Source organism: Streptomyces iranensis, assembly GCF_017874715.1.
Lineage (GTDB): Bacteria > Actinomycetota > Actinomycetes > Streptomycetales > Streptomycetaceae > Streptomyces > Streptomyces iranensis.
Window position 1 is genome coordinate 1 of record NZ_JAGGLR010000031.1, and the last position, 18,012, is coordinate 18,012.

General features: G+C 70.6%; 19 protein-coding genes. 10 read left to right on the forward strand and 9 right to left on the reverse strand.

Annotated elements, in window-relative coordinates:
* Positions 1-91 precede the first annotated feature (91 nt).
* On the reverse strand, positions 92-991 hold the full coding sequence (nac, locus tag J2Z30_RS42035; RefSeq protein ID WP_078957165.1) for a nitrogen assimilation transcriptional regulator NAC: 900 nt from the start codon (positions 989-991) through the stop codon (positions 92-94).
* A gap of 333 nt (positions 992-1,324) precedes the next feature.
* On the opposite strand from nac, the gene J2Z30_RS42040 reads away from it, so the two are divergent.
* The 7 genes from J2Z30_RS42040 (at position 1,325) to J2Z30_RS42070 (ending at position 7,962) form a co-directional block, all read left to right on the forward strand.
* Complete coding sequence (locus tag J2Z30_RS42040; protein ID WP_044580197.1) at positions 1,325-2,158, forward strand: LamB/YcsF family protein; 834 nt, start codon at positions 1,325-1,327, stop codon at positions 2,156-2,158.
* A 1-nt stretch (position 2,159) separates the two neighbouring features.
* A complete protein-coding gene (locus J2Z30_RS42045; RefSeq protein WP_044580198.1) occupies positions 2,160-2,873 on the forward strand; it encodes a 5-oxoprolinase subunit B family protein in 714 nt (237 codons plus the stop codon).
* Complete coding sequence (locus tag J2Z30_RS42050) at positions 2,866-3,846, forward strand: 5-oxoprolinase subunit C family protein (RefSeq protein WP_044580199.1); 981 nt, start codon at positions 2,866-2,868, stop codon at positions 3,844-3,846. Before J2Z30_RS42045 ends, J2Z30_RS42050 begins: the two co-directional genes overlap by 8 nt.
* Positions 3,847-3,927: 81 nt before the next feature.
* Positions 3,928-5,244, forward strand: a complete 1,317-nt coding sequence (locus tag J2Z30_RS42055) for an MFS transporter (RefSeq protein WP_044580200.1) — start codon at positions 3,928-3,930, stop codon at positions 5,242-5,244.
* A gap of 82 nt (positions 5,245-5,326) precedes the next feature.
* The gene (locus J2Z30_RS42060; protein WP_044580201.1) at positions 5,327-6,070 is read left to right on the forward strand and encodes an SDR family oxidoreductase; all 744 of its coding nucleotides are present in this window, start codon (positions 5,327-5,329) and stop codon (positions 6,068-6,070) included.
* A complete protein-coding gene (locus J2Z30_RS42065; RefSeq protein WP_044580202.1) occupies positions 6,071-7,270 on the forward strand; it encodes an aspartate transaminase in 1,200 nt (399 codons plus the stop codon).
* Positions 7,271-7,287: 17 nt separating this feature from the next.
* A complete protein-coding gene (locus tag J2Z30_RS42070; protein WP_044580203.1) occupies positions 7,288-7,962 on the forward strand; it encodes a 4-carboxy-4-hydroxy-2-oxoadipate aldolase/oxaloacetate decarboxylase in 675 nt (224 codons plus the stop codon).
* Between the two features lie 50 nt (positions 7,963-8,012).
* On the opposite strand, the gene J2Z30_RS42075 is transcribed toward J2Z30_RS42070, so the two are convergent.
* Positions 8,013-8,300 carry a YiaA/YiaB family inner membrane protein gene (locus J2Z30_RS42075; RefSeq protein ID WP_044580204.1) on the reverse strand — a complete coding sequence of 96 codons (288 nt, stop codon included), beginning with the start codon at positions 8,298-8,300 and terminating at the stop codon, positions 8,013-8,015.
* A gap of 77 nt (positions 8,301-8,377) precedes the next feature.
* Positions 8,378-8,968 carry a TetR/AcrR family transcriptional regulator gene (locus tag J2Z30_RS42080; RefSeq protein ID WP_044580205.1) on the reverse strand — a complete coding sequence of 197 codons (591 nt, stop codon included), beginning with the start codon at positions 8,966-8,968 and terminating at the stop codon, positions 8,378-8,380.
* A 166-nt stretch (positions 8,969-9,134) separates the two neighbouring features.
* Here J2Z30_RS42080 and J2Z30_RS42085 point away from each other — a divergent pair, with 166 nt between their 5' ends.
* Complete coding sequence (locus J2Z30_RS42085) at positions 9,135-10,154, forward strand: aldo/keto reductase (RefSeq protein ID WP_044580206.1); 1,020 nt, start codon at positions 9,135-9,137, stop codon at positions 10,152-10,154.
* 71 nt (positions 10,155-10,225) lie between these two features.
* Here J2Z30_RS42085 and J2Z30_RS42090 read toward each other — a convergent pair whose 3' ends face one another.
* The gene (locus J2Z30_RS42090; protein WP_044580207.1) at positions 10,226-10,966 is read right to left on the reverse strand and encodes a MerR family transcriptional regulator; all 741 of its coding nucleotides are present in this window, start codon (positions 10,964-10,966) and stop codon (positions 10,226-10,228) included.
* A gap of 33 nt (positions 10,967-10,999) precedes the next feature.
* The gene (locus tag J2Z30_RS51165; RefSeq protein ID WP_281062814.1) at positions 11,000-11,131 is read right to left on the reverse strand and encodes a hypothetical protein; all 132 of its coding nucleotides are present in this window, start codon (positions 11,129-11,131) and stop codon (positions 11,000-11,002) included.
* A gap of 300 nt (positions 11,132-11,431) precedes the next feature.
* On the opposite strand from J2Z30_RS51165, the gene J2Z30_RS42095 reads away from it, so the two are divergent.
* Positions 11,432-12,442, forward strand: a complete 1,011-nt coding sequence (locus J2Z30_RS42095) for a methyltransferase (RefSeq protein ID WP_044580208.1) — start codon at positions 11,432-11,434, stop codon at positions 12,440-12,442.
* Positions 12,443-12,499: 57 nt separating this feature from the next.
* Here J2Z30_RS42095 and J2Z30_RS42100 read toward each other — a convergent pair whose 3' ends face one another.
* The 4 genes from J2Z30_RS42100 to J2Z30_RS42115 form a co-directional block, all read right to left on the reverse strand.
* Positions 12,500-13,318, reverse strand: coding sequence for a class I SAM-dependent methyltransferase (locus tag J2Z30_RS42100; RefSeq protein ID WP_044580209.1), 819 nt, complete (start codon positions 13,316-13,318; stop codon positions 12,500-12,502).
* Positions 13,319-13,486: 168 nt separating this feature from the next.
* Positions 13,487-14,698 carry a globin domain-containing protein gene (locus J2Z30_RS42105; RefSeq protein WP_044580210.1) on the reverse strand — a complete coding sequence of 404 codons (1,212 nt, stop codon included), beginning with the start codon at positions 14,696-14,698 and terminating at the stop codon, positions 13,487-13,489.
* 122 nt (positions 14,699-14,820) lie between these two features.
* Positions 14,821-15,270 carry an RrF2 family transcriptional regulator gene (locus J2Z30_RS42110; protein ID WP_044580211.1) on the reverse strand — a complete coding sequence of 150 codons (450 nt, stop codon included), beginning with the start codon at positions 15,268-15,270 and terminating at the stop codon, positions 14,821-14,823.
* Positions 15,271-15,307: 37 nt separating this feature from the next.
* Positions 15,308-16,426 carry an AI-2E family transporter gene (locus tag J2Z30_RS42115; protein ID WP_044582485.1) on the reverse strand — a complete coding sequence of 373 codons (1,119 nt, stop codon included), beginning with the start codon at positions 16,424-16,426 and terminating at the stop codon, positions 15,308-15,310.
* Between the two features lie 363 nt (positions 16,427-16,789).
* Between J2Z30_RS42115 and J2Z30_RS42120 the strand changes: the two genes are divergently transcribed.
* Positions 16,790-18,010, forward strand: a complete 1,221-nt coding sequence (locus tag J2Z30_RS42120) for a cysteine desulfurase-like protein (protein ID WP_044580212.1) — start codon at positions 16,790-16,792, stop codon at positions 18,008-18,010.
* Positions 18,011-18,012: the final 2 nt, after the last annotated feature.

Sequence of the window (18,012 nt, forward strand, 5' to 3'; positions counted from 1 at the left end):
GCGACATCGCCCGCGACCTCACGATCTGGATGGCCGCCCGCGACTTCCCCGGACGGCCAACCAGGCAGGTCAGCGAGTTCTAAAACACGGCCTAGCCGAAGTCGGTGATCAGCTCGTGGAACAGGTCGTGCACGGCATGGGCGGGCTCCGACAGCGGCTGATGGTCGGAGGTGCAGAGGGAGAGCTTGACCTGGATGGCCGGCTCGACGATCCGCCGTACCTCCAGGTTCCGCACATCGAGGATGGCGCGCGCCGCCGACCAGGGCAGCACCGTCGCCCCGAGATCCGCGCCCACGGCGCTGACCAGGGTCAGGACCGATTCGAGCTCACCGATCACCCGGGGCTGGAGCGACGCCTGCTGGAACGCGGCTTCCACCACCTGGCGGATGGTGTGAATGCGGCTGGGCAGCAGCAGACCGACGTCGACCAGTTCCTTCAGCGCCACCTCACCCTCCCCGCCCGGAATGTCCGCGCCCGGGGCGGCGATCAGAAACAGATCCTCGGTGCGCAGCGGCTCGAACTGCACCCCCCGGAGCGGACCGGCCCCGTAGATGAAGGCCATGTCCATCCGGCCGGTCATGATCGCTTCGCTGATGACCCCGCCGAAGTTCTCGTTGATGTGCAGCAGGATGTCGGGGTAGCGCTCGCGCACGCTCCTGAGCAGCGGAAGCGCGAGCGCCGCGCCCATGCTGTACGGGGCCAGGCCCACCGAGACACTGCCGGCCGGGGTCCGTCCCGAGACATCGACCGCCGCATGTGCCAGATCGACCTGGCGCAGGATGAGCTGCGCGTGCCGGTACAGCGCCCGGCCCGCTTCGGTGGGCGCCACCCCGCGTTTGCTGCGGATCAGCAGTTGCTGTTTGAACTGGGCTTCCAGCATGGAGAGTTGCTGGCTGAGCGCGGGCTGGGCGATATGCAGGATGTCGGCCGCGCGCGTGATGCTCCCGGCGTCGACGATCTTCACGAACGAGTACAGACGCCTGGTGTCCATGGATGGGCCTCCAGCCTCAGCGGAGTCTCATGGTAGGCCCACGGCGTCCGTCGGACGGTGGCGCGTGTGGGCCAGGTCATATCCAGCGGCGATTACGTCAGATCGAACGCGTATTTGCCGCCACCCGACAGCGGGATTAGGTTCACCGAAACACGGATTCCGGGGCCACTCGACCGCGGGAAACCGTGCCATTCCGCGGCGACCGCGGAAATGCCGACGACCCGGTCAACGCCGTGAACGCGAGTCGGGAGCGGACGCTGACCAGCCGGTTTACGGAGCCGAAAACGAAGAAGCGGCGATGTCGCCTTTTTCTTCCATTGTCTGGAGGACGTCATGAAGCACATGGTCGATCTCGTGGCAGATCTGGGCGAGGGGTTCGGCGCCTACACCATGGGGGACGACGAAGCGCTGCTGGACGTGCTGACATCGGCCAATATCGCATGCGGATTCCACGCGGGAGACCCGCGGATCATGGACGCGACCGTCCGCCACTGTGTCCGGCGCGGTGTCGCCGTGGGCGCACACCCCAGCTTTCCCGATCTCGTCGGCTTCGGCCGCCGGGCGATGGAGCTGACCCCGGACGAGGTCCGGACCGACACGCTGTACCAGATCGGGGCCCTGCGGGCGTTCGCCACCGCGCACCACACCCAGGTGCGCCATATCGCGCCGCACGGCCGCCTCGGCAATCTGGTGGCGACCCGGCCGGACTACGCGGAGGCGGTGGCCGACGCCGTCGAGTCGCTCGGCCGGTCGCTGATCGTCCTGGCTCAGGACGGCGCCCTCGCCGATGCCGCGCGCGCCCGTGGCCTGCGGGTCGGCATCGTCGGGATCGCCGACCGGGCCTACCGCGACGACGGCACGCTGGTGCCCAGGAGCGAACCCGGTGCGGTGATCCACGACCCGGGCGAGATCGCCGAGCGGACCGTCCGGATGGTCACCGAAGGGGTGGTGCGCACCGTCGGCGGGCGTGACCTCCCGGTCGAGTGCGACACCGTGCTGCTGCACGGCGACACCCCCGGGGCCATCACGCTCGCACACCGGATACGCGGCGAACTCCTCGCCGACGGCGTGCGGATCGCCCCGCTGGCCGACGTCCTGGACGCCAAGGCGGGCGCCACGGCCAGCGACGCCAGGCCCGGCGACGCCACGACCGGTGTGAGCGCCTGAGATGGGCGGCGACATCGTGATCGCGGACTGCGGTGACTCGGCCATCGTGGTCAAGGCCGTGGACGGGGACACCGCCCGCGCCTGGCACACCGTGCACGCCCTGGCCGACGCGTTCGAGGCGGCCCGGCCCGGCGGGGTGTACGGCATCGTGCCCACCTACGACTCGCTGCTGATCGAGTTCGACTGCTTCCACACCGATCACACGACGGTACGGCGTGCCCTGCGCCACGAGGCCGACCGGCTCGGCGAGCGCTCCTTTCCGGCGACACGCTCCCGGCGCTTCGTGGTGCCGGTGGTGTACGGCGGTGACCACGGCCCCGATCTGCCCCTGGTCGCCGAGCAGTTGGGGCTGACCGAGCATGAGGTGGTGGCGTTGCACTCCGCGGCCCCGCTCACCGTACGCTGCCTCGGAGCCCCGGCGGCGGCCCCGATGATGGACGGCCCCGCCTTCCCGAGGCCCGTCCCACGGCTGGCCTCGCCACGCATCAGCGTCGTGCCCGGCTCGATCGCGGTGGCCGGGCGGCAGGCCGTCGTCTCGCCCATGCCCTCGCCCGGCGGCTGGCCACTGCTGGGCCGTACACCGCTGCGCGTCCTCGACCTCGACGCCGAGCCACTGGCCCCGTACCGGCCCGGTGACACCTTCCAGTTCGTGCCGATCGACCCGGCGCGGTGGGACGAGCACGCGGGCACCCCCCTGGCGGCCGCCCATGGCTGACACCCTGACAGTTCACCGCGCGGGGCTCGCCACCGTGCAGGACCTCGGCCGCTTCGGCCACTCCCGCTACGGACTGCCGGTCAACGGAGCACTCGACCAGCACTCCGCCCGCGTGGCCAATGTGCTGGCCGGAAACGACGAGGGCGCGCCGCTGATCGAAATCACCGCACTGGACTTCAGCTGTACCCCCTCCACGGATGTGCTGATCGCGGTGACCGGCGCGCCCGCCGAGTTGACCGTGGGCGGCGTCCGGCGCGACCAGTGGGAGCCGGTTTCGGTACCCGCCGGGGAGACCATCGCCGTCACCGGCATCCGGCTGGGCCTGCGGGTCTACCTGGCCGTTCTCGGCTCGGTGGAGACCCCGTCCCTGCTCGGCAGCTGCGCCCCCGACACCATCCTGGGCTTCGCGCAGACCCTGCGCGGCGACGATGAGCTGGCCTTGCGTACGCACTGCCCGCCGATCGACCACCCGGTGTTCCGGATACCGCTGTTCCGGCTGAACGCGCCCGTGGCGCACTTCGGCGACTCCTGGACCATCGATGTGACCGACGGTCCCGACCTGGAGGAATTCGGCGACACCGCCGAGCGGCTGTTCCGGTCGGCGTTCACCGTGACCCCGCGGAGCAACCACATCGGGCTGCGCCTGAGCGGTGATGTGCCACGGCGGACGACGAGCGGCGAACCGCTCTCCCGGGGGGTGCCCGTCGGCGCGGTCGAGGTGCCCGCGGGCGACGAACTGCTCGTCCTGCACCGCGGCCGCGGTGTCACCGCCGGATACCCGGTGCTCGCGGTGGTGACGGCCACGGGTCTGTCCGCGCTCGGGCAGGCCAGACCCGGCCAGTCCATCCGGTTCCGGCGCCGTACGGTCGCCGACGCCGTGAGCGCCCACCGAGCCCAGCGCCACGCCATCCACGCGCTCAAGTCCCGTGTGCGCACGGCCTTCGACGCCCTCCGCATCCCCGCCACCCCCTGACACCTTCTTCTGGCCCGTCCCCTCCCAGCTGTGCGTGATCCGTCCCCACCAGCCCTGCCCCGCCAGCAGAAAAGAGACATCATGACCGCCGTCGCCGCTCAGCCGGCCTCCCATGCCGTCGATCCCAGAACCGCGAGGAAGGTGACGCTCGCCGGGTGTGTCGGCATCTTCGCCGAGCTCTACGACAACGGCATCTTCGGTTTCATGGCGGGCACGTTGGGCGCCGTCTTCTTCCCGGACGCCACCAACGCGGTACAGGTGCAGCTCGTCTTCCTCGGATACGCCGTCTCGTTCTTCTTCCGCCCCCTCGGCGGCATCATCTGCGGCCACCTCGGTGACCGCATGGGCCGGCAGCGGATGCTCGTCTTCGTCATCATGCTGATCAGCGTGGCGACGGCGGCGATCGGCCTGCTGCCGACGTACGCGGGCATCGGTGTGGCCGCCCCCGCGCTGCTGATCCTGCTGCGGGTGCTCCAGGGCTTCTCCGTCGGTGGCGAGGCATCGGGCGCGATGACCTTCCTCGCGGAGCACGCCCCCGAGGGCAAACGCGGCCTGTACACCAGCTACGCGCAGATCGCCTCGTTCCTCTCCCTGCTGACCGGCACGCTGATCGCGGCGGGCATGACCAGCGGCCTCGGGGCGGACGCCATGGAGTCCTACGGCTGGCGCATTCCGTTCCTGCTGGCCATTCCGCTGGGCATCGCCGGGCTCTACATCCGCAAGCGCATCAGCGACACGCCGAACTTCACCCGGCTGAGGGAGGAGGGCGGGCTGTCCAAGAACCCGCTCAAGGAGGCGTTCGCCTCCGCCGAGCACCGCCGCGCGATGGTGCTCGCCCTGTTCATCCCGCTCATGAACGGATCCGGCTACTACGTGCTGTTCAGCTATATGCCGACCTTCATGAGCGGTGAGCTGCACTTCGGCAAGGTGCAGAGTCTGCTGGTCACCGCGGCCAGCCTGGTGACCATCTCCCTCGCCATCCCGTTCATGGGCGCGCTCTCCGACCGGATCGGGCGGAAGAAGGTACTCATGGCCGCCGCCATCGCCATGGCCATCGCGGGTGTGCCCTGTTACCTGCTCATCGGCACGGGCAATGTGGCGCTGGCCGTCATCGGCGCATGCGTCATGGCCGCCATCTTCGCGGGCCACACCGGCGTCATCCACATCCTGCTCGTCGAACTCTTCCCCACCCGGGTGCGCTACTCCGCCTACGGTCTGGGCTACAACATCTCCTCGGCCCTGTTCGGGGGCACCGCGCCCCTGCTGATGGCCTTCCTCATCAGCCGTACCGGCAACGTCACCATGCCCGCCTTCTACGCGGTCATCACCGCCCTCGGCACGCTCATCGCCGTCTCCCGGGTGTCGGACAGGGCCCATCTGCCGCTGCGCGACGCGTAACGCCGGGCCGCTCCACGACCCGGACCACCCGCCCGCCGCTCCCTCACCCGAACCATCCCCATCTCCAAGGAGTGCAGGACATATGCCCTTTTCCGACTACAAGACCGCACTGGTGACCGGCGCCTCAACCGGTATCGGGGCGGTGGTCGTCGAACGGCTGGCCAAGCAGGGCCTCGAGGTCCACGCGCTCGCCCGCGACGCCGGGCGGCTGGACGACCTCGCCCGGCGGACCGGTTGCGTTCCCCACGCCGTCGACATCACGGACACCTCCGCGCTCACCGGGGAACTGCACGGCGTCGACGTCGACCTGCTCGTCAACAACGCCGGGGTATCGCGCTCCGGAAACATCCTCACCGCCGACGAGTTCGCCATCGACGAGCAGATAGCGGTCAACGTCCAAGCCGTTCTGCACCTGGTACGGCTGGTCATGCCCGGGATGGTCGCACGCGACCTCGGACACATCGTGAACATCAGCTCCATCGCCGCCGTCTACAACTTCGGCGGAAACACCATCTACCACGCCACCAAATCGGCCGTGCACACCCTCTCCCGCCAGCTCCGGGTCGACGCGTACGGCCGCCGCATCCGGGTCACCGAGATCTGCCCCGGGCGGGTGGAAACGGAGATCTTCGGCCGGCTGCTGGGCGACATGGAGGAGGCGCGGCGGCAGTACTACGACGGCTACGAGTCGCTGAAGCCGGAGGACATCGCCGACGCCATCGAGTACGCGGTCGGATCACCGCGCCACGTGAACATCGGCCATGTGGAGATCCTGCCCACCTTCCAGGTGCCCGGTGGCCTCAACTTCGAGCGGAGGACGGACTGAATGAGCACCGCGCAGCGCGTGAGCCGCGTCAAGCCCTCACCGAGCACGGCGGCCGCCCAGCGGGTCCGGGAGCTGAAGGCCCAGGGCCTGGACATCCTCGACCTCACCGTGGGCGAGCCCGACTTCGACACCCCCGACCATGTGAAGGACGCCGCGATCGAGGCGATGCGGCAGGGCGCCACCAAGTACACCCCCGTCAACGGCACCCCGCAGCTGCGGGCCGCCATCGCGGACCGGCTCCGGCTGCGCCACGGACTGGACTGTCCCGGAGACCGGATCGTGGTCGGCGGCGGCGGGAAGCAGGTCATCTTCCTCGCCCTGATGGCTACCCTGGACGCGGGTGACGAGGTCGTCATCCCCGCCCCGTACTGGGTGTCCTACCCGGACATGGTGCTCGCCAACGACGGCACACCGGTCATCGTGGACTGCCCGGAGGCGGACGGGTTCAAGCTGACCCCCGAGCGGCTCGCCCCGGCCCTCACCGACCGCACCCGCTGGGTCGTCCTCAACTCCCCGGGCAACCCTACGGGCGCCGCCTACACCGCCGGGGAACTGCGCGCGCTCGCCGAGGTGCTGCTCGACCACCCACACGTCCAGGTGCTCACCGACGAGATCTATGACGAGATCTGGTACGGGCCGGGCCGCGTCCCCAGCATGGCGGGCGTCGAACCGCGCCTGGCCGACCGGGTCTTCCTCACCAACGGCGTCTCCAAGACCTATGCGATGACCGGCTGGCGGATCGGATACGGCGCGGGCAACGCCGAACTCGTCGGCGCCGTCAACACCCTGCAGTCCCAGATCTCCTCGTGCCCCTCGTCCATCAGCCAGGCCGCCGCCACCGCCGCCCTCACCGGCGATCAGAGCTTCGTCCGCGACTGCGTGTCCGTCTACCGCGGGCGCCGCGACGACGTGGTCAAACGGATCAATGACACCCCCGGTCTCTCCTGCACCCCGCCCAGCGGTGGCTTCTACGCCTTCGTCAACTGCGCCGGAGTCATCGGCAGGCGCACCCCGTCCGGCGACGAGATTCGCACCGGTGAGGACTTCGCCGCCCATCTGCTGGAGTCACGGCGGGTGGCGGTGATCCACGGCGCCGCGTACGGCGCACCGGGGTACTTCCGCGTCTCCTTCGCGGCCTCCCACGACATCCTCACCGCGGCCTGCGAGGGCATCGCCCGCGCCTGTGCGGACCTTTCCTGAACACCTCAAGGAGCCACATGCTGCGCGTCACCACCCGGTTCGACCGGCCCGACCCCGCCCTCGTCGACCAGCTGAGCGGGTACTCCGCCGCCACCGTCCACGAGGCCCAGGGCCGCCTCGGGGCCCTGGACTCCACCATCAAGCCGATCGATCCCACCATGTCGGTCTGCGGCCCCGCCTTCACCGTGCGCTGCGCGCCACGGGACAACATCATGCTCCAGGTGGCCATCGCCCACGCCCGCCCCGGCGATGTCATCGTGGTCTCCGCGGGCCAGTACGCCGAGGCGGGCTCCTTCGGCGATGTGCTGGCCAACGCGTGTGTGGCGAAGGGCCTGGGCGGTCTCATCACCGACACCGGTGTCCGCGACACACAGGAGCTGCGGAAGCTGGGTTTCCCGGTGTTCTCGTACAGCGTCAGCATGAAGGGCACGGTCAAGGAGACCGTAGGCCCGATGGCCGAACCCGTCCTGATCGGCGGCGAGGTCGTCCGCCCGGGAGACGTGGTGCGCGCGGACGCCGACGGGGTCGTGGTGGTGCGCCGCGAAGACCTGAAGGACGTCATAGCCAGGTCCCAGGCCCGCGTCGACGCGGAAGACGCGTATATCGCCGCCTACCGCGCGGGGAAGAGCGTGATCGAGGTCAGCCGGCTGGCGGCGGTACTGGAGGCCAAGGGGCTCGTCATCGACGAGTAGCGCCGGGGTGGCGCGCGGCAGGTCCGCAGCTTCGCGAACGGATCGTGAGGCTACAGCTTCTCGAAGGGATCGTGGTTCGCGAGCAGCTGCTCCACCCGCGCCTGATCGACCCGGCTGACGATCTGCCCGGCCTCCTGCCGGTCCCGGATCACCTTGGCCAGGGTGAAGGCGGAGGTCACCAGGTAGAGCACGGAGATGGCGAGGAAGCCGCGCACCCAGGCGTTGGCGCTCAGCTGGAAGATGCCGACGGCGGTGGCGGCCATGGCGACGGCGAAGGACGCGATCGCCTGACCGTAGAACGCGGCCGTGCTCTGCTGCTTGACCGGTGTCTCACTCATGCGGACAAGGATGGGCGGATGCGGTCGGCTCCGCATCCGCCCGGATACTCAGGTACGTACTCAGACGTCGGGCGCCGTCAGCGGGGTTGGCGCAGCCCCTCGACGAGGAGTGCGACCAGTCGGCGCGCGTCGTAGCCGGGGTCGTGCTCGGCGCCGATGCAGAGGTTCCCGACGCCGCGCATGAGCTCGTACGCCTTCAGTCCGGGTCGGATCTCCCCGGCGCCGGCCGCCGCGTCGAGCAGCTGGGTGCACACGGGCAGCAGGCGGTCGATGAAGTACGAGTGCAGCGTGTCGAAGCTCGTGTTGTCGGACCGCAGCACGGCGGCGAGGCCGTGCTTGGTGACCAGGAAGTCGACAAAGAGATTGATCCACTGCCCCAGCGCGGCATGCGGGGTCGCGCTGCTCGCCAGCAGGGCCGGACCGGCCTCGGCGCAGGCCTCGACCTGGTGCCGGTAGACGGCGATGATCAGGTCCGCCCGGGTCGGGAAGTGGCGGTAGATCGTGCCCACCCCGACACCGGCCTTGGCCGCGATGTCGCGCACCGGTGCTTCCACGCCCGAGGCGACGAAGACCGAGGCGGCCGCGTCGAGCAGGGTCTCCTGATTGCGCCGGGCGTCCGCCCGCTTGGACCGGGCCGAGGGTCCCGCGCCCTTGTCGCCGTCGTTCACCGCGCCGCTCCCTCCACTGCCGGGCTTGTCAAGCGGAACAACGTTCCGTATCTTTACCGGAGCCAGGTTCCGTTTGCTTATGATGCCAGAGCGGGGCCCGGCGGCCAAACCGCGCATTGCCGCCGCGCAATGCCACCACGCTTCCCCGCAGTGGAGGAACACGGTCATGCAGTACCGCACCTTGGGCCGCACCGGTGTGCAGGTCAGCTCCCTCGCGCTCGGCGCGATGAACTTCGGCAGGATCGGGCGCACCGGTCAGGGCGAGGCCACCGCCCTCGTCGACGCCGCTCTCGAGGCCGGGATCAACCTCATCGACACCGCCGACATGTACAGCGCCGGTGAGTCGGAGGAGATGGTCGGCAAGGCCATCGCCGGCCGCCGCGACGGCATCGTGCTGGCCACGAAGGCGGGCATGCCCATGGGCGACGAGCCCAACCACCGGGGCGGCTCACGCCGCTGGCTGGTCACCGAGCTGGACAACAGCCTGCGCCGACTCGGCGTCGACCATGTCGATCTCTACCAGATCCACCGGTGGGACCCGGCCACCAGCGACGAGGAGACGCTGTCGGCGCTCACCGACCTCCAGCGCGCGGGGAAGATCCGCTACTTCGGTTCCTCGACCTTCCCCGCCTACCGAGTCGTCCAGGCCCAGTGGGCCGCCCGTGAGCACCACCTGAGCCGCTATGTCACCGAACAGCCCAGCTACTCGATCCTGCAGCGCGGAATCGAGCGCGACGTACTGCCGGTCACCGACGAGTACGGGCTCGGGGTGCTGGTGTGGAGCCCGCTGGCCTCGGGCTGGCTGTCGGGCGCCGTCCGTGCGGGCCGGTCCATCACCACCAGCCGCTCGGCGATGATGCCGGAGCGCTTCGATGTCACCATCCCCTCCAACCGGGCCAGGCTCGACGCCGTCGAGCGGCTGGCCAAGGTCGCCGACGAGGCCGGTCTGACCATGATCCAGCTCGCCCTCGGATTCGTCACCGCGCATCCCGCCGTGACCAGCGCGCTCATCGGCCCCCGCACACTGGACCATCTGCGCACGCAGCTCGCCGCCGCCGACACCGTGCTCTCGGCCGATGTGCTCGACGCGATCGACGCGATCGTGGCCCCCGGCACCGACCTCGCCGCGCACGAGAAGCACGACACCCCGCCCGCGCTGCTCGACCCGTCACTGCGGCGCCGCTGACGGATCCGGCGCCACCTCTGTCCGGGCGGCGTCCCGGCGCCCGGGGGGCCGTACGAACGTCATGACCCGGCTCATGACGCCCTCCCGCCCCGCCGGACGGTCAGCTGCTTCATCACCCGGCGCACCACCTCGGCCTGGGCGGGCGAATAGTCGTCGAGCAGCGCCTGCTCGAAGCCGGTCGCCGTCGGGCCGCTGTCCGGGATGGCCGCCAGCACCTCCTCCGGTACGGCGGCGGACAGCTCCTCGGCCAGCGGCGCGATCCGGGGATCGTCCGCCGTGGCCTCCTCCAGTTCGTCCAGCCGCTCGTACAGCGGGAGCACGGCGGGGTCCTCGGCCAGCGGCCGCAGCGCCGCGTACAGCGCGTCCCCGCCGATCACTCCCTCGAGCAGCATCAGGTGCTCGCGGTCCCTGGCGGCGGTCGGCGAGGAGGTGGCGGGCGCCACCTTCAGGAGCTCGACGAGCGCGGGGGAGAGCGGCGCGTCCGCTGTGAGCGGGCCGTCCAGCAGCGCCGCCAGCACCTTGCGGCGCTGCTGGATCTCGTGTTCCTGACGGGCGAGATCGGCGTCCAGCTCGCCCAGCACCTCGGCCAGCTCACGCCCGGCGTCGTCCGCGAGGACGTCCCGCACCTCGTCCAGGGCGAGCCCGAGCTCGGTCAGCCGCCGGATCCGGGCCAGCAGAACGGCGTCCCGGAGGGTGTAGACCCGGTATCCGTTGGCGCGCCGCTTGGGCTCGGGCAGCAGACCGATGTGGTGGTAGTGCCGCACGGTCCGGGAGGTGACTCCGACGAGCGCGGCGATTTCTCCGATGCGCATATGGCCAGTAGAAACCCTGCCGCTGCGGCAAGGTCAAGCGCGTCCGCCCGGCGGCCCCTCGACAGCGCCGGTATCGGGGCGGCCGCGGTAGAGCGGGGCGCCACGGTAGTCACGGCCACCGTTGTCCGGGATGACGGTGCCGGTGCCGATCAGCGGTGCTGGCACAGCAGAATGCCATCGCCGTTGTCGTGCGTGAAGTTGTCCTGGATCCGCACCCGCGGTACGCCTCGATGCCCGATGTCCCCGCCATAGCCGCCGATGACGATCGGACGGTTCCTCTCGCCCGAGCCCTTCGGCCACAGTTGGCCCTTCCAGGAGCCACCGGCCTTCAGCAGGATCCGGTCCCCGGCCCGGAAGGTGGTCCGGCGGCGACCCGTGTAGGGGGCAACGGGACGGTAGCGTAAGGAGGTCCAAATACGGTCAGGTGCGGCGAGAGCGCATATCCGGGAACAGTGAGGGAGCCTTATGCGGCACGAGATCAGCCCCGAGCCCATTCTTGAGGTCGGGCTCGGCTTCATGGCGTCGAAGGTGCTGCTCACCGCGGTGGAACTGGATCTCTTCTCCCGGCTCGCCGAAGGCCCCCGCACCGGCGGTGACCTGGCCGGGGTGCTCGGACTGCACCCGCGCGGCGCCGCCGACTTCCTCGACGCGCTGGTGGCCCTCGGTTTCCTGGAGCGTTCCGAGGGCGTGTACCGCAACAGCCCGTCCGCCGACACCTTTCTCGACCGTGAGAAGGCCACCTATGCGGGCGGCATCCTGGAGATGGCCAACAGCCGGCTGTATCCCTTCTGGGGGTCGCTCACCGAGGCGCTGCAAACCGGGAAGCCGCAGAACGAGCACAAGCAGGGCGGCGACGTGTTCGACGCCATTTACCACGACCAGGAGGGTCTCGAGCGATTTCTGCACGGAATGACCGGGCTCAGCATGGGCAAGGCGATGGTGATAGCCCAGCGGTTCCCCTGGGCCGACTACCGGACCGTGCTGGACGTCGGCGGAGCGGTGGGCTGCGTCCCGGTGGCGGTGGCCCAGCGTCACCCCCATATGAGCGGCGGTGTCTTCGAACTGCCCCGGGTGCGGCCCGTCTTCGAGAAGTACGTGGCGTCCTTCGGCCTGGAGGACCGGCTCACCTTCCACGGCGGCGACTTCTTCGCCGATGACCTGCCCGGCGCCGATGTGATCGTGCTGGGCCAGATCCTGCACGGCTGGGGCCTGGAGGAGAAGCGGCTGCTGCTGAAGAAGGCATACGACGCACTGCCCGACGGGGGAGCGGTCCTCGTCTACGACGCCATCATCGACGACGACCGCAAGGAGAACACCTTCGGCCTGCTGGCCAGCCTGAACATGCTCATCGAGACCCGGTCCGGCTTCGAGTACACGGCGGCGGACGGCCGCACCTGGCTGGCGGAGACGGGATTCAGCGGCAGCCGGATCGAACCGCTGACGGACGGCTACTCCATGCTGGTGGGCATCAAATAGCGGTCACCTGACCGCCCCGCCCGGCGCCGGGACCAACCCGGCGCCGGGCCGGAGCGGCTAGAAGCGGTAGCGCAGAATCCGGCCCACATCACGGAAGCCGGGCAGATGCGCCATCACCCGCATGCTCATCCGGCCGGCGGCCGGCATCTTCTCCACCCCCGGCATGTCCACGCTGCGCACCGCGTCGAGGCAGGTCAGCCCCGGATGCCAGGTCTCCACCTCATGAGGGTCGTCCAGGCCCCAGTGGAGGGTGGCGCCCGCGTTGCGCACCGCGGGGACCATCTTCTGGAGCCGGATGCCCAGCGGCCCGTAGACGTCGAAGAGCAGCTGGCCGCCGGGGAACCGCTCGGTGATCCGCTGGATCAGCCGCCTGCCCTCCTCCTTGCGCAGATACATCGTCAGCCCCTCGGCGACGACCACGGTGGGCCGGTCGTCCGGCACCTCGCGCAACCACGCCTCATCGGTCACCGAGGCGCCGACCATCTCGTAGTTTCCCGACGGCTCGGGAAGCAGCCGGCGGCGCAGATCGATCACCTCGGGGTAGTCGATGTCGAGCCAGCGCACCGACGACGGCGGGTCGAGGCGCTGCACCCGGGTGTCGAGTCCGCATGCGAGATGGAGCACGGTCGCCTTCTGCTGCTCGGCCAGGAACTCCATGGCCCAGTCGTCGAGCTGTTTCGCCCGCAGGGCGATGCCGACCGCCGTCGTGTCCGTCATCCCCGTTTTGCCGAAGTCGTAGGCCACGCGCTCCACGGCCGCCTGGGCCGCGTGGTCGTGCAGGATGGAGTCCGGTGAACGGCTGTCCACCGCCCTGCCGTACAGCGTGGCGAGCAAGGTCTCCTGAGCGCCGCTGAGAGTGATCTTTTCGCGATCCATGGTTCCTCGTCGATGTGGGGGTACCGGACGGACCATTCGTTATGGTTGCGTATGGAATGGGCAGAACCCGTGTCCGTACGGTCCCACGTTCCCCCCGGCAAAAGCGACCGGCCTCTGGGCCATTCGAGTTCATCCGGCCAACATCGGGCGGACGGGCGCCGGTGAGGGTCAGTGACCCTCGCCGTCGTCCCGCGTCAGCCACAGATCGGGTCCGAAGACCTCGTAGTGGATCGCGGAGGGGTGCACACCCCGCTCCAGCAGTTGGGTCCGCACCGACCGCATGAAGGGCATCGGCCCGCACAGATACGCCTGGACGCCGTCCGGGATCTCGATGCCGGACAGGTCGACGCGGCCGGTGCGATCGGCCGGCCACTCGCCCCCGGGCCGCTCGTACCACGTGTGGGCGGTGCCCCGCGCCAGCTTGGTGACCAGCCGCTCCTGGTCGGCGCGCAGCGCGTGATCGGCGGGGGAGCGGTCGGCGTGGACGGCGATGACCGGGGCCTGGTGTCCGCCGGCCGTCAGCTCCTCCAGCATGGCCACCATCGGGGTGCAGCCGATCCCGGCGGAGGCGAGCAGCAGCGGTGTGTCCGTGGCGTCGAGCACGACGTCGCCGTAGGGCGCGGAGACGGTCAGCTCATCGCCCTCGTGGACATGGTCGTGGAGATGGCCGGAGACCTCACCGGCCGGGCCCTCGCCCGCGTTCTCGCGCTTGACGGAGAAGGAGCGCACCGTGGCGCCGGGGCCGTTGGTCAGGCTGTACTGGCGGATCTGCCGCGCCCCGTCGGCCAGTTCCACCTGCACCGAGACATACTGGCCCGCCTTGAACGCCGGGGCGGGACGGCCGTCCGCCGGCCGGATCCGGAAGGTGACCACATCCGCCGTCTCCCGGACCCGCTCGGCCACCTCCCACTGTCGCCAGGTCCCGCCGACCAGCACGCCCTGCTCCGCGTACAGCCGCCGCTCGATCTCGATCAGGGCGTTGGCCATCAGCCAGTAGACCTCGTCCCAGGCGGCGGTCACCTCCTCGGTGGCCGCGTCGCCGAGCACCTCCGCGATGGCGGCGGACAGATGACGGTGCACCACGGGATACTGCGCGGCGCTCACCCCGAGCGAGGCGTGCTTGTGCGCGATCCGGCTCAGCAGGGCGTCGGGGCGGGTGCCCGGCCGCTCCACCAGGGCGGTGGCGAACGCGGCGATGGCGCCCGCGAGGGCCTGCCGTTGGGTGCCCGCGGCCTGGTTGGCCCGGTTGAACAGATTCCGCAGCAGTTCCGGGTGGGCCTCGAAGAGGTTCCGGTAGAACAGCTCGGTGATGGTGCCGATGGCCTCACCGACGGCGGGAAGCGTGGCGCGGACGGTCTCGGCGGACTTCTGGGAGAGCATGAGCGGGCCTAACTGGTATCTCAGATTCGCATTAAACGGCCTGGGTGAACCGGGCATGGTGACCTCCGTGTCAGCACGGCTCGGCGGGACGGGATCCGGGCTCCGTAACCCGGACGACGGCCTCATGGGGACAGCCCGGGTGCGCGCCCGACCAGCCCCAGCAGCACCGGGCCCGTCGGGGACGCCACCAGATCGTCGACCGTGAGGGGATCGAGCGAGGTGAGGAACGCCTCCTGCGCCCGGCGCAGCGCCATCCGCAGCCGGCAGCCCTGCCGCAGCGGACACGGCACATCCCCCTCGCAGTCGGCGACATCGCCGACCCCCTCGAGCTCCCGGACCAGCTGGCCGACCGAGGCGGTGCGCCCGGTCGCGGTGAGCGTCAGCCCGCCGCCCCGTCCGCGCCGTGTCTCGATCAGCCCCAGATGCTGCAGCCGGGCCGCCACCTTGGCCAGATGGCTGTAGGGCACCTGCATCTCCCCGGCGACCTGCCGGGCCGTGCAGGGCTCGGCGCCGGTGACCGCCAGCCGCATGATCGTGCGGAGTGCCAGGTCCGTTGACTTCGTCAGCCGCATGGCGGCAGATTACGTTAATGCGAATCTGAGATGCAATTTATAGGGGCGTGTTCCGGCCTCCGGTATCGCGCAGCGCCCGCGTCACCGACCAGGCGACGGACACCATGGGCACGGCCACCACCGCCCCGACCACCCCCGCCACGATGCTTCCGGCGATGACCGAAATCGCCACCACCACCGGATGGAGCCGCACCGCCCAGCTCATCACCAGCGGATGCAGGACATGGCCCTCGAACTGACCGACCGCCACGATCAGCAACAGCACCACGGCCGCGATGGCCGGACCCCGCCCGGCCAGGGCCACCACCGTCGCCACCGCCAGCGCGATCGGCGAACCGATCAGCGGAACGAACGTCGCGAAGAAGACCAGCAGCGTCAGCGGCAGGGCCAGCGGCACCCGCAGCAGGAAGAGGGCGATGCCGACCAGCGTCGCGTTGGAGGCCGCGACGACGATGATGCCCCGGGTGTACCCGGCGAAGGTGGTCCACGCCGCCCGCGCCGCCCGGTCCCACGGGGACCGGGCGCGCTCGGGGAGCTGGCCCCGGAACCACTGCCACATCCGGTCGCCGGAATGGATGAAGAAGACCGAACAGAACAGGGCCAGGAACACCGCCGTGCCCGCCTCCACGACCCGCCCCGCACTGCTGAGCGCCCTGCTGATCAGTGTCGCGCGATGCCGTGAGACAAAGGCGGTGACCTTGTCGTGGGCCCCCGACAGCACACCGTGCCGCACATGGAACGGCGGCCCCTCCAGCCACCGCTCGATCCGCCCGATCCCGCCGCGCAGCTCGCCCACCAGCCGGCCCGCCTCCGCGGCCGCCGCGGTCCCCACCAGCGCCAGCAGCCCCAACACCGCGAACAGCGTGCCGAACACCGCCAGCGTCACCGCCAGCGGCCTGGGACACACCCGCGCCAGCAGATCGGCCAGCGGGCGCAGCACGGCGGTGGCCACCAGTGCCAGGAACACCGCGATCGCGACGAGCTCGAACCGGCCCAGCACTGTGAACGCCAGATAGACGGCCACCCCGATGACCATCAGACGCCATGCGTACGCGGCGGCCAGCCGCAGCCCGGGATGGACCCGGCCGTTCTCGTCCCCCGCCCGGCGCACCGCCGCCGTCAGGGCCGCGGAGCCGGAGCGCCGGGCCCGCGCCACCGCCCGCGAGGCCCGCCCCGCCGGTCCGCCGGTCACGCCACGCCGAGGGCGTACGCCCCGCCCTCCCGGTCGCTCGGGCGGGGGAGGAGAGTCGCTGCTCACGTCGGCGCCACCGCCTTCTGCGTCCCGGTCCTGCGCGGCGGAAGAGGATGGTGATTCATCCCGCTACGTACAGATTCAATCAGGGTGGCCGTCCGGGCGCCGGACAGCTCTCCCCGGCGCGGCGGCCCGTCCTCTCCCTGGCGCGGCGGCCGTTCTCGCCCCGGCGCGGCGGCCGTCCTCGCCCCCTGCCGTTCCGCACCCATGCCTGCCTAAGATCGCCCTGGTCACCCGCTCGCCAAGGCACTCTGCAAGGAGCCGCTCGTGACATACGACATCACCGCCATCCGCGCGCAGTTCCCCGCGCTGAAGGCCGGGTCGGCCCACTTCGACGGCCCGGGAGGCACCCAGACCCCGCTCCCCGTCATCGAGGCCGTCTCCGACGCGCTGGCCAACCCCCTGGCCAACCGCGGCCATCTCACCGCGGGGGAGCGCAACGCCGAGGCGCTCGTCCAGTCGGCCCGGCGGGCCATGGCTGACCTGCTCGGTGCCGACCCGGCCGGGATCGTCTTCGGGCGCAGCGCCACCGCCCTCATCTACGACTTCTCCCGCACCCTCGCCAAGACCTGGTCACCGGGCGACGAGATGGTGGTGTCCCGGCTGGACCACGACTCCAACATCCGCCCCTGGGTCCAGGCCGCCGAGGCCGCCGGGGCCACCGTGCGCTGGGCCGACTTCGACCCCGCAACCGGCGAGCTGACCCCCGATGACATCAGTGCCCAGCTCGGCGATCGCACCCGGCTGGTGGCGGTCACCGCCGCCTCGAACCTGATCGGCACCCGCCCGGACATCCCGGAGATCTCCCGGCGGGTGCACGCGGCCGGGGCGCTGCTCCATGTGGACGGCGTGCACTACGCCGCCCACGCCCATGTCGACATCCGGCGGCTCGGAGCGGACTTCTTCGTCTGCTCCCCCTACAAGTTCCTCGGCCCCCACCTCGGTGTCCTCGCAGGCAACCCCGAGCTTCTGGAGACCCTGACCCCGGACAAGCTGCTCCCCTCGACGAACGCCGTTCCCGAGCGCTTCGAATTCGGCACCCTGCCCTATGAATTCCTCGCAGGCACCCGCGCAGCCGTCGACTTCCTCGCCACCCTGGACCCCGGCGCCGAAGGCAGCCGCAGGGAGCGGCTGGCGTCGTCGTTCGCGGCCCTCGAGGAGCACGAGGCCACGCTGCGCGGGCGCATCGACGAGGGCCTGGCCGCACTGGACCCGCTCACCATCCACTCCCGCGCCGTGGACCGCACCCCGACCGTGCTGCTGACCATCGACGGCCACGACACCACCGACGCCTACCGCTACCTCGCCGGCCGTGGCGTCGACGCCCCCTCCGGTTCGTTCTACGCGGTGGAGGCATCCCGCAGGCTGGGCCTGGGCGACACCGGGGGACTGCGCATCGGCCTGGCCCCCTACACCAGCACCGAGGACGTGGACCGGCTGCTGGAGGCGCTCTCGGACTTCCTGCGCACTCCGGCCCCGCGAGGCTGACT

What these genes read in the sequence shown, in the direction of transcription:
- nac (WP_078957165.1), bottom strand. Translation starts at nt 991, where the DNA reads ATGGACACCAGGCGTCTGTACTCGTTCGTGAAGATCGTCGACGCCGGG.
- J2Z30_RS42040 (WP_044580197.1), top strand. Translation starts at nt 1,325, where the DNA reads ATGAAGCACATGGTCGATCTCGTGGCAGATCTGGGCGAGGGGTTCGGC.
- J2Z30_RS42045 (WP_044580198.1), top strand. Translation starts at nt 2,160, where the DNA reads ATGGGCGGCGACATCGTGATCGCGGACTGCGGTGACTCGGCCATCGTG.
- J2Z30_RS42050 (WP_044580199.1), top strand. Translation starts at nt 2,866, where the DNA reads ATGGCTGACACCCTGACAGTTCACCGCGCGGGGCTCGCCACCGTGCAG.
- J2Z30_RS42055 (WP_044580200.1), top strand. Translation starts at nt 3,928, where the DNA reads ATGACCGCCGTCGCCGCTCAGCCGGCCTCCCATGCCGTCGATCCCAGA.
- J2Z30_RS42060 (WP_044580201.1), top strand. Translation starts at nt 5,327, where the DNA reads ATGCCCTTTTCCGACTACAAGACCGCACTGGTGACCGGCGCCTCAACC.
- J2Z30_RS42065 (WP_044580202.1), top strand. Translation starts at nt 6,071, where the DNA reads ATGAGCACCGCGCAGCGCGTGAGCCGCGTCAAGCCCTCACCGAGCACG.
- J2Z30_RS42070 (WP_044580203.1), top strand. Translation starts at nt 7,288, where the DNA reads ATGCTGCGCGTCACCACCCGGTTCGACCGGCCCGACCCCGCCCTCGTC.
- J2Z30_RS42075 (WP_044580204.1), bottom strand. Translation starts at nt 8,300, where the DNA reads ATGAGTGAGACACCGGTCAAGCAGCAGAGCACGGCCGCGTTCTACGGT.
- J2Z30_RS42085 (WP_044580206.1), top strand. Translation starts at nt 9,135, where the DNA reads ATGCAGTACCGCACCTTGGGCCGCACCGGTGTGCAGGTCAGCTCCCTC.
- J2Z30_RS42090 (WP_044580207.1), bottom strand. Translation starts at nt 10,966, where the DNA reads ATGCGCATCGGAGAAATCGCCGCGCTCGTCGGAGTCACCTCCCGGACC.
- J2Z30_RS42095 (WP_044580208.1), top strand. Translation starts at nt 11,432, where the DNA reads ATGCGGCACGAGATCAGCCCCGAGCCCATTCTTGAGGTCGGGCTCGGC.
- J2Z30_RS42100 (WP_044580209.1), bottom strand. Translation starts at nt 13,318, where the DNA reads ATGGATCGCGAAAAGATCACTCTCAGCGGCGCTCAGGAGACCTTGCTC.
- J2Z30_RS42105 (WP_044580210.1), bottom strand. Translation starts at nt 14,698, where the DNA reads ATGCTCTCCCAGAAGTCCGCCGAGACCGTCCGCGCCACGCTTCCCGCC.
- J2Z30_RS42110 (WP_044580211.1), bottom strand. Translation starts at nt 15,270, where the DNA reads ATGCGGCTGACGAAGTCAACGGACCTGGCACTCCGCACGATCATGCGG.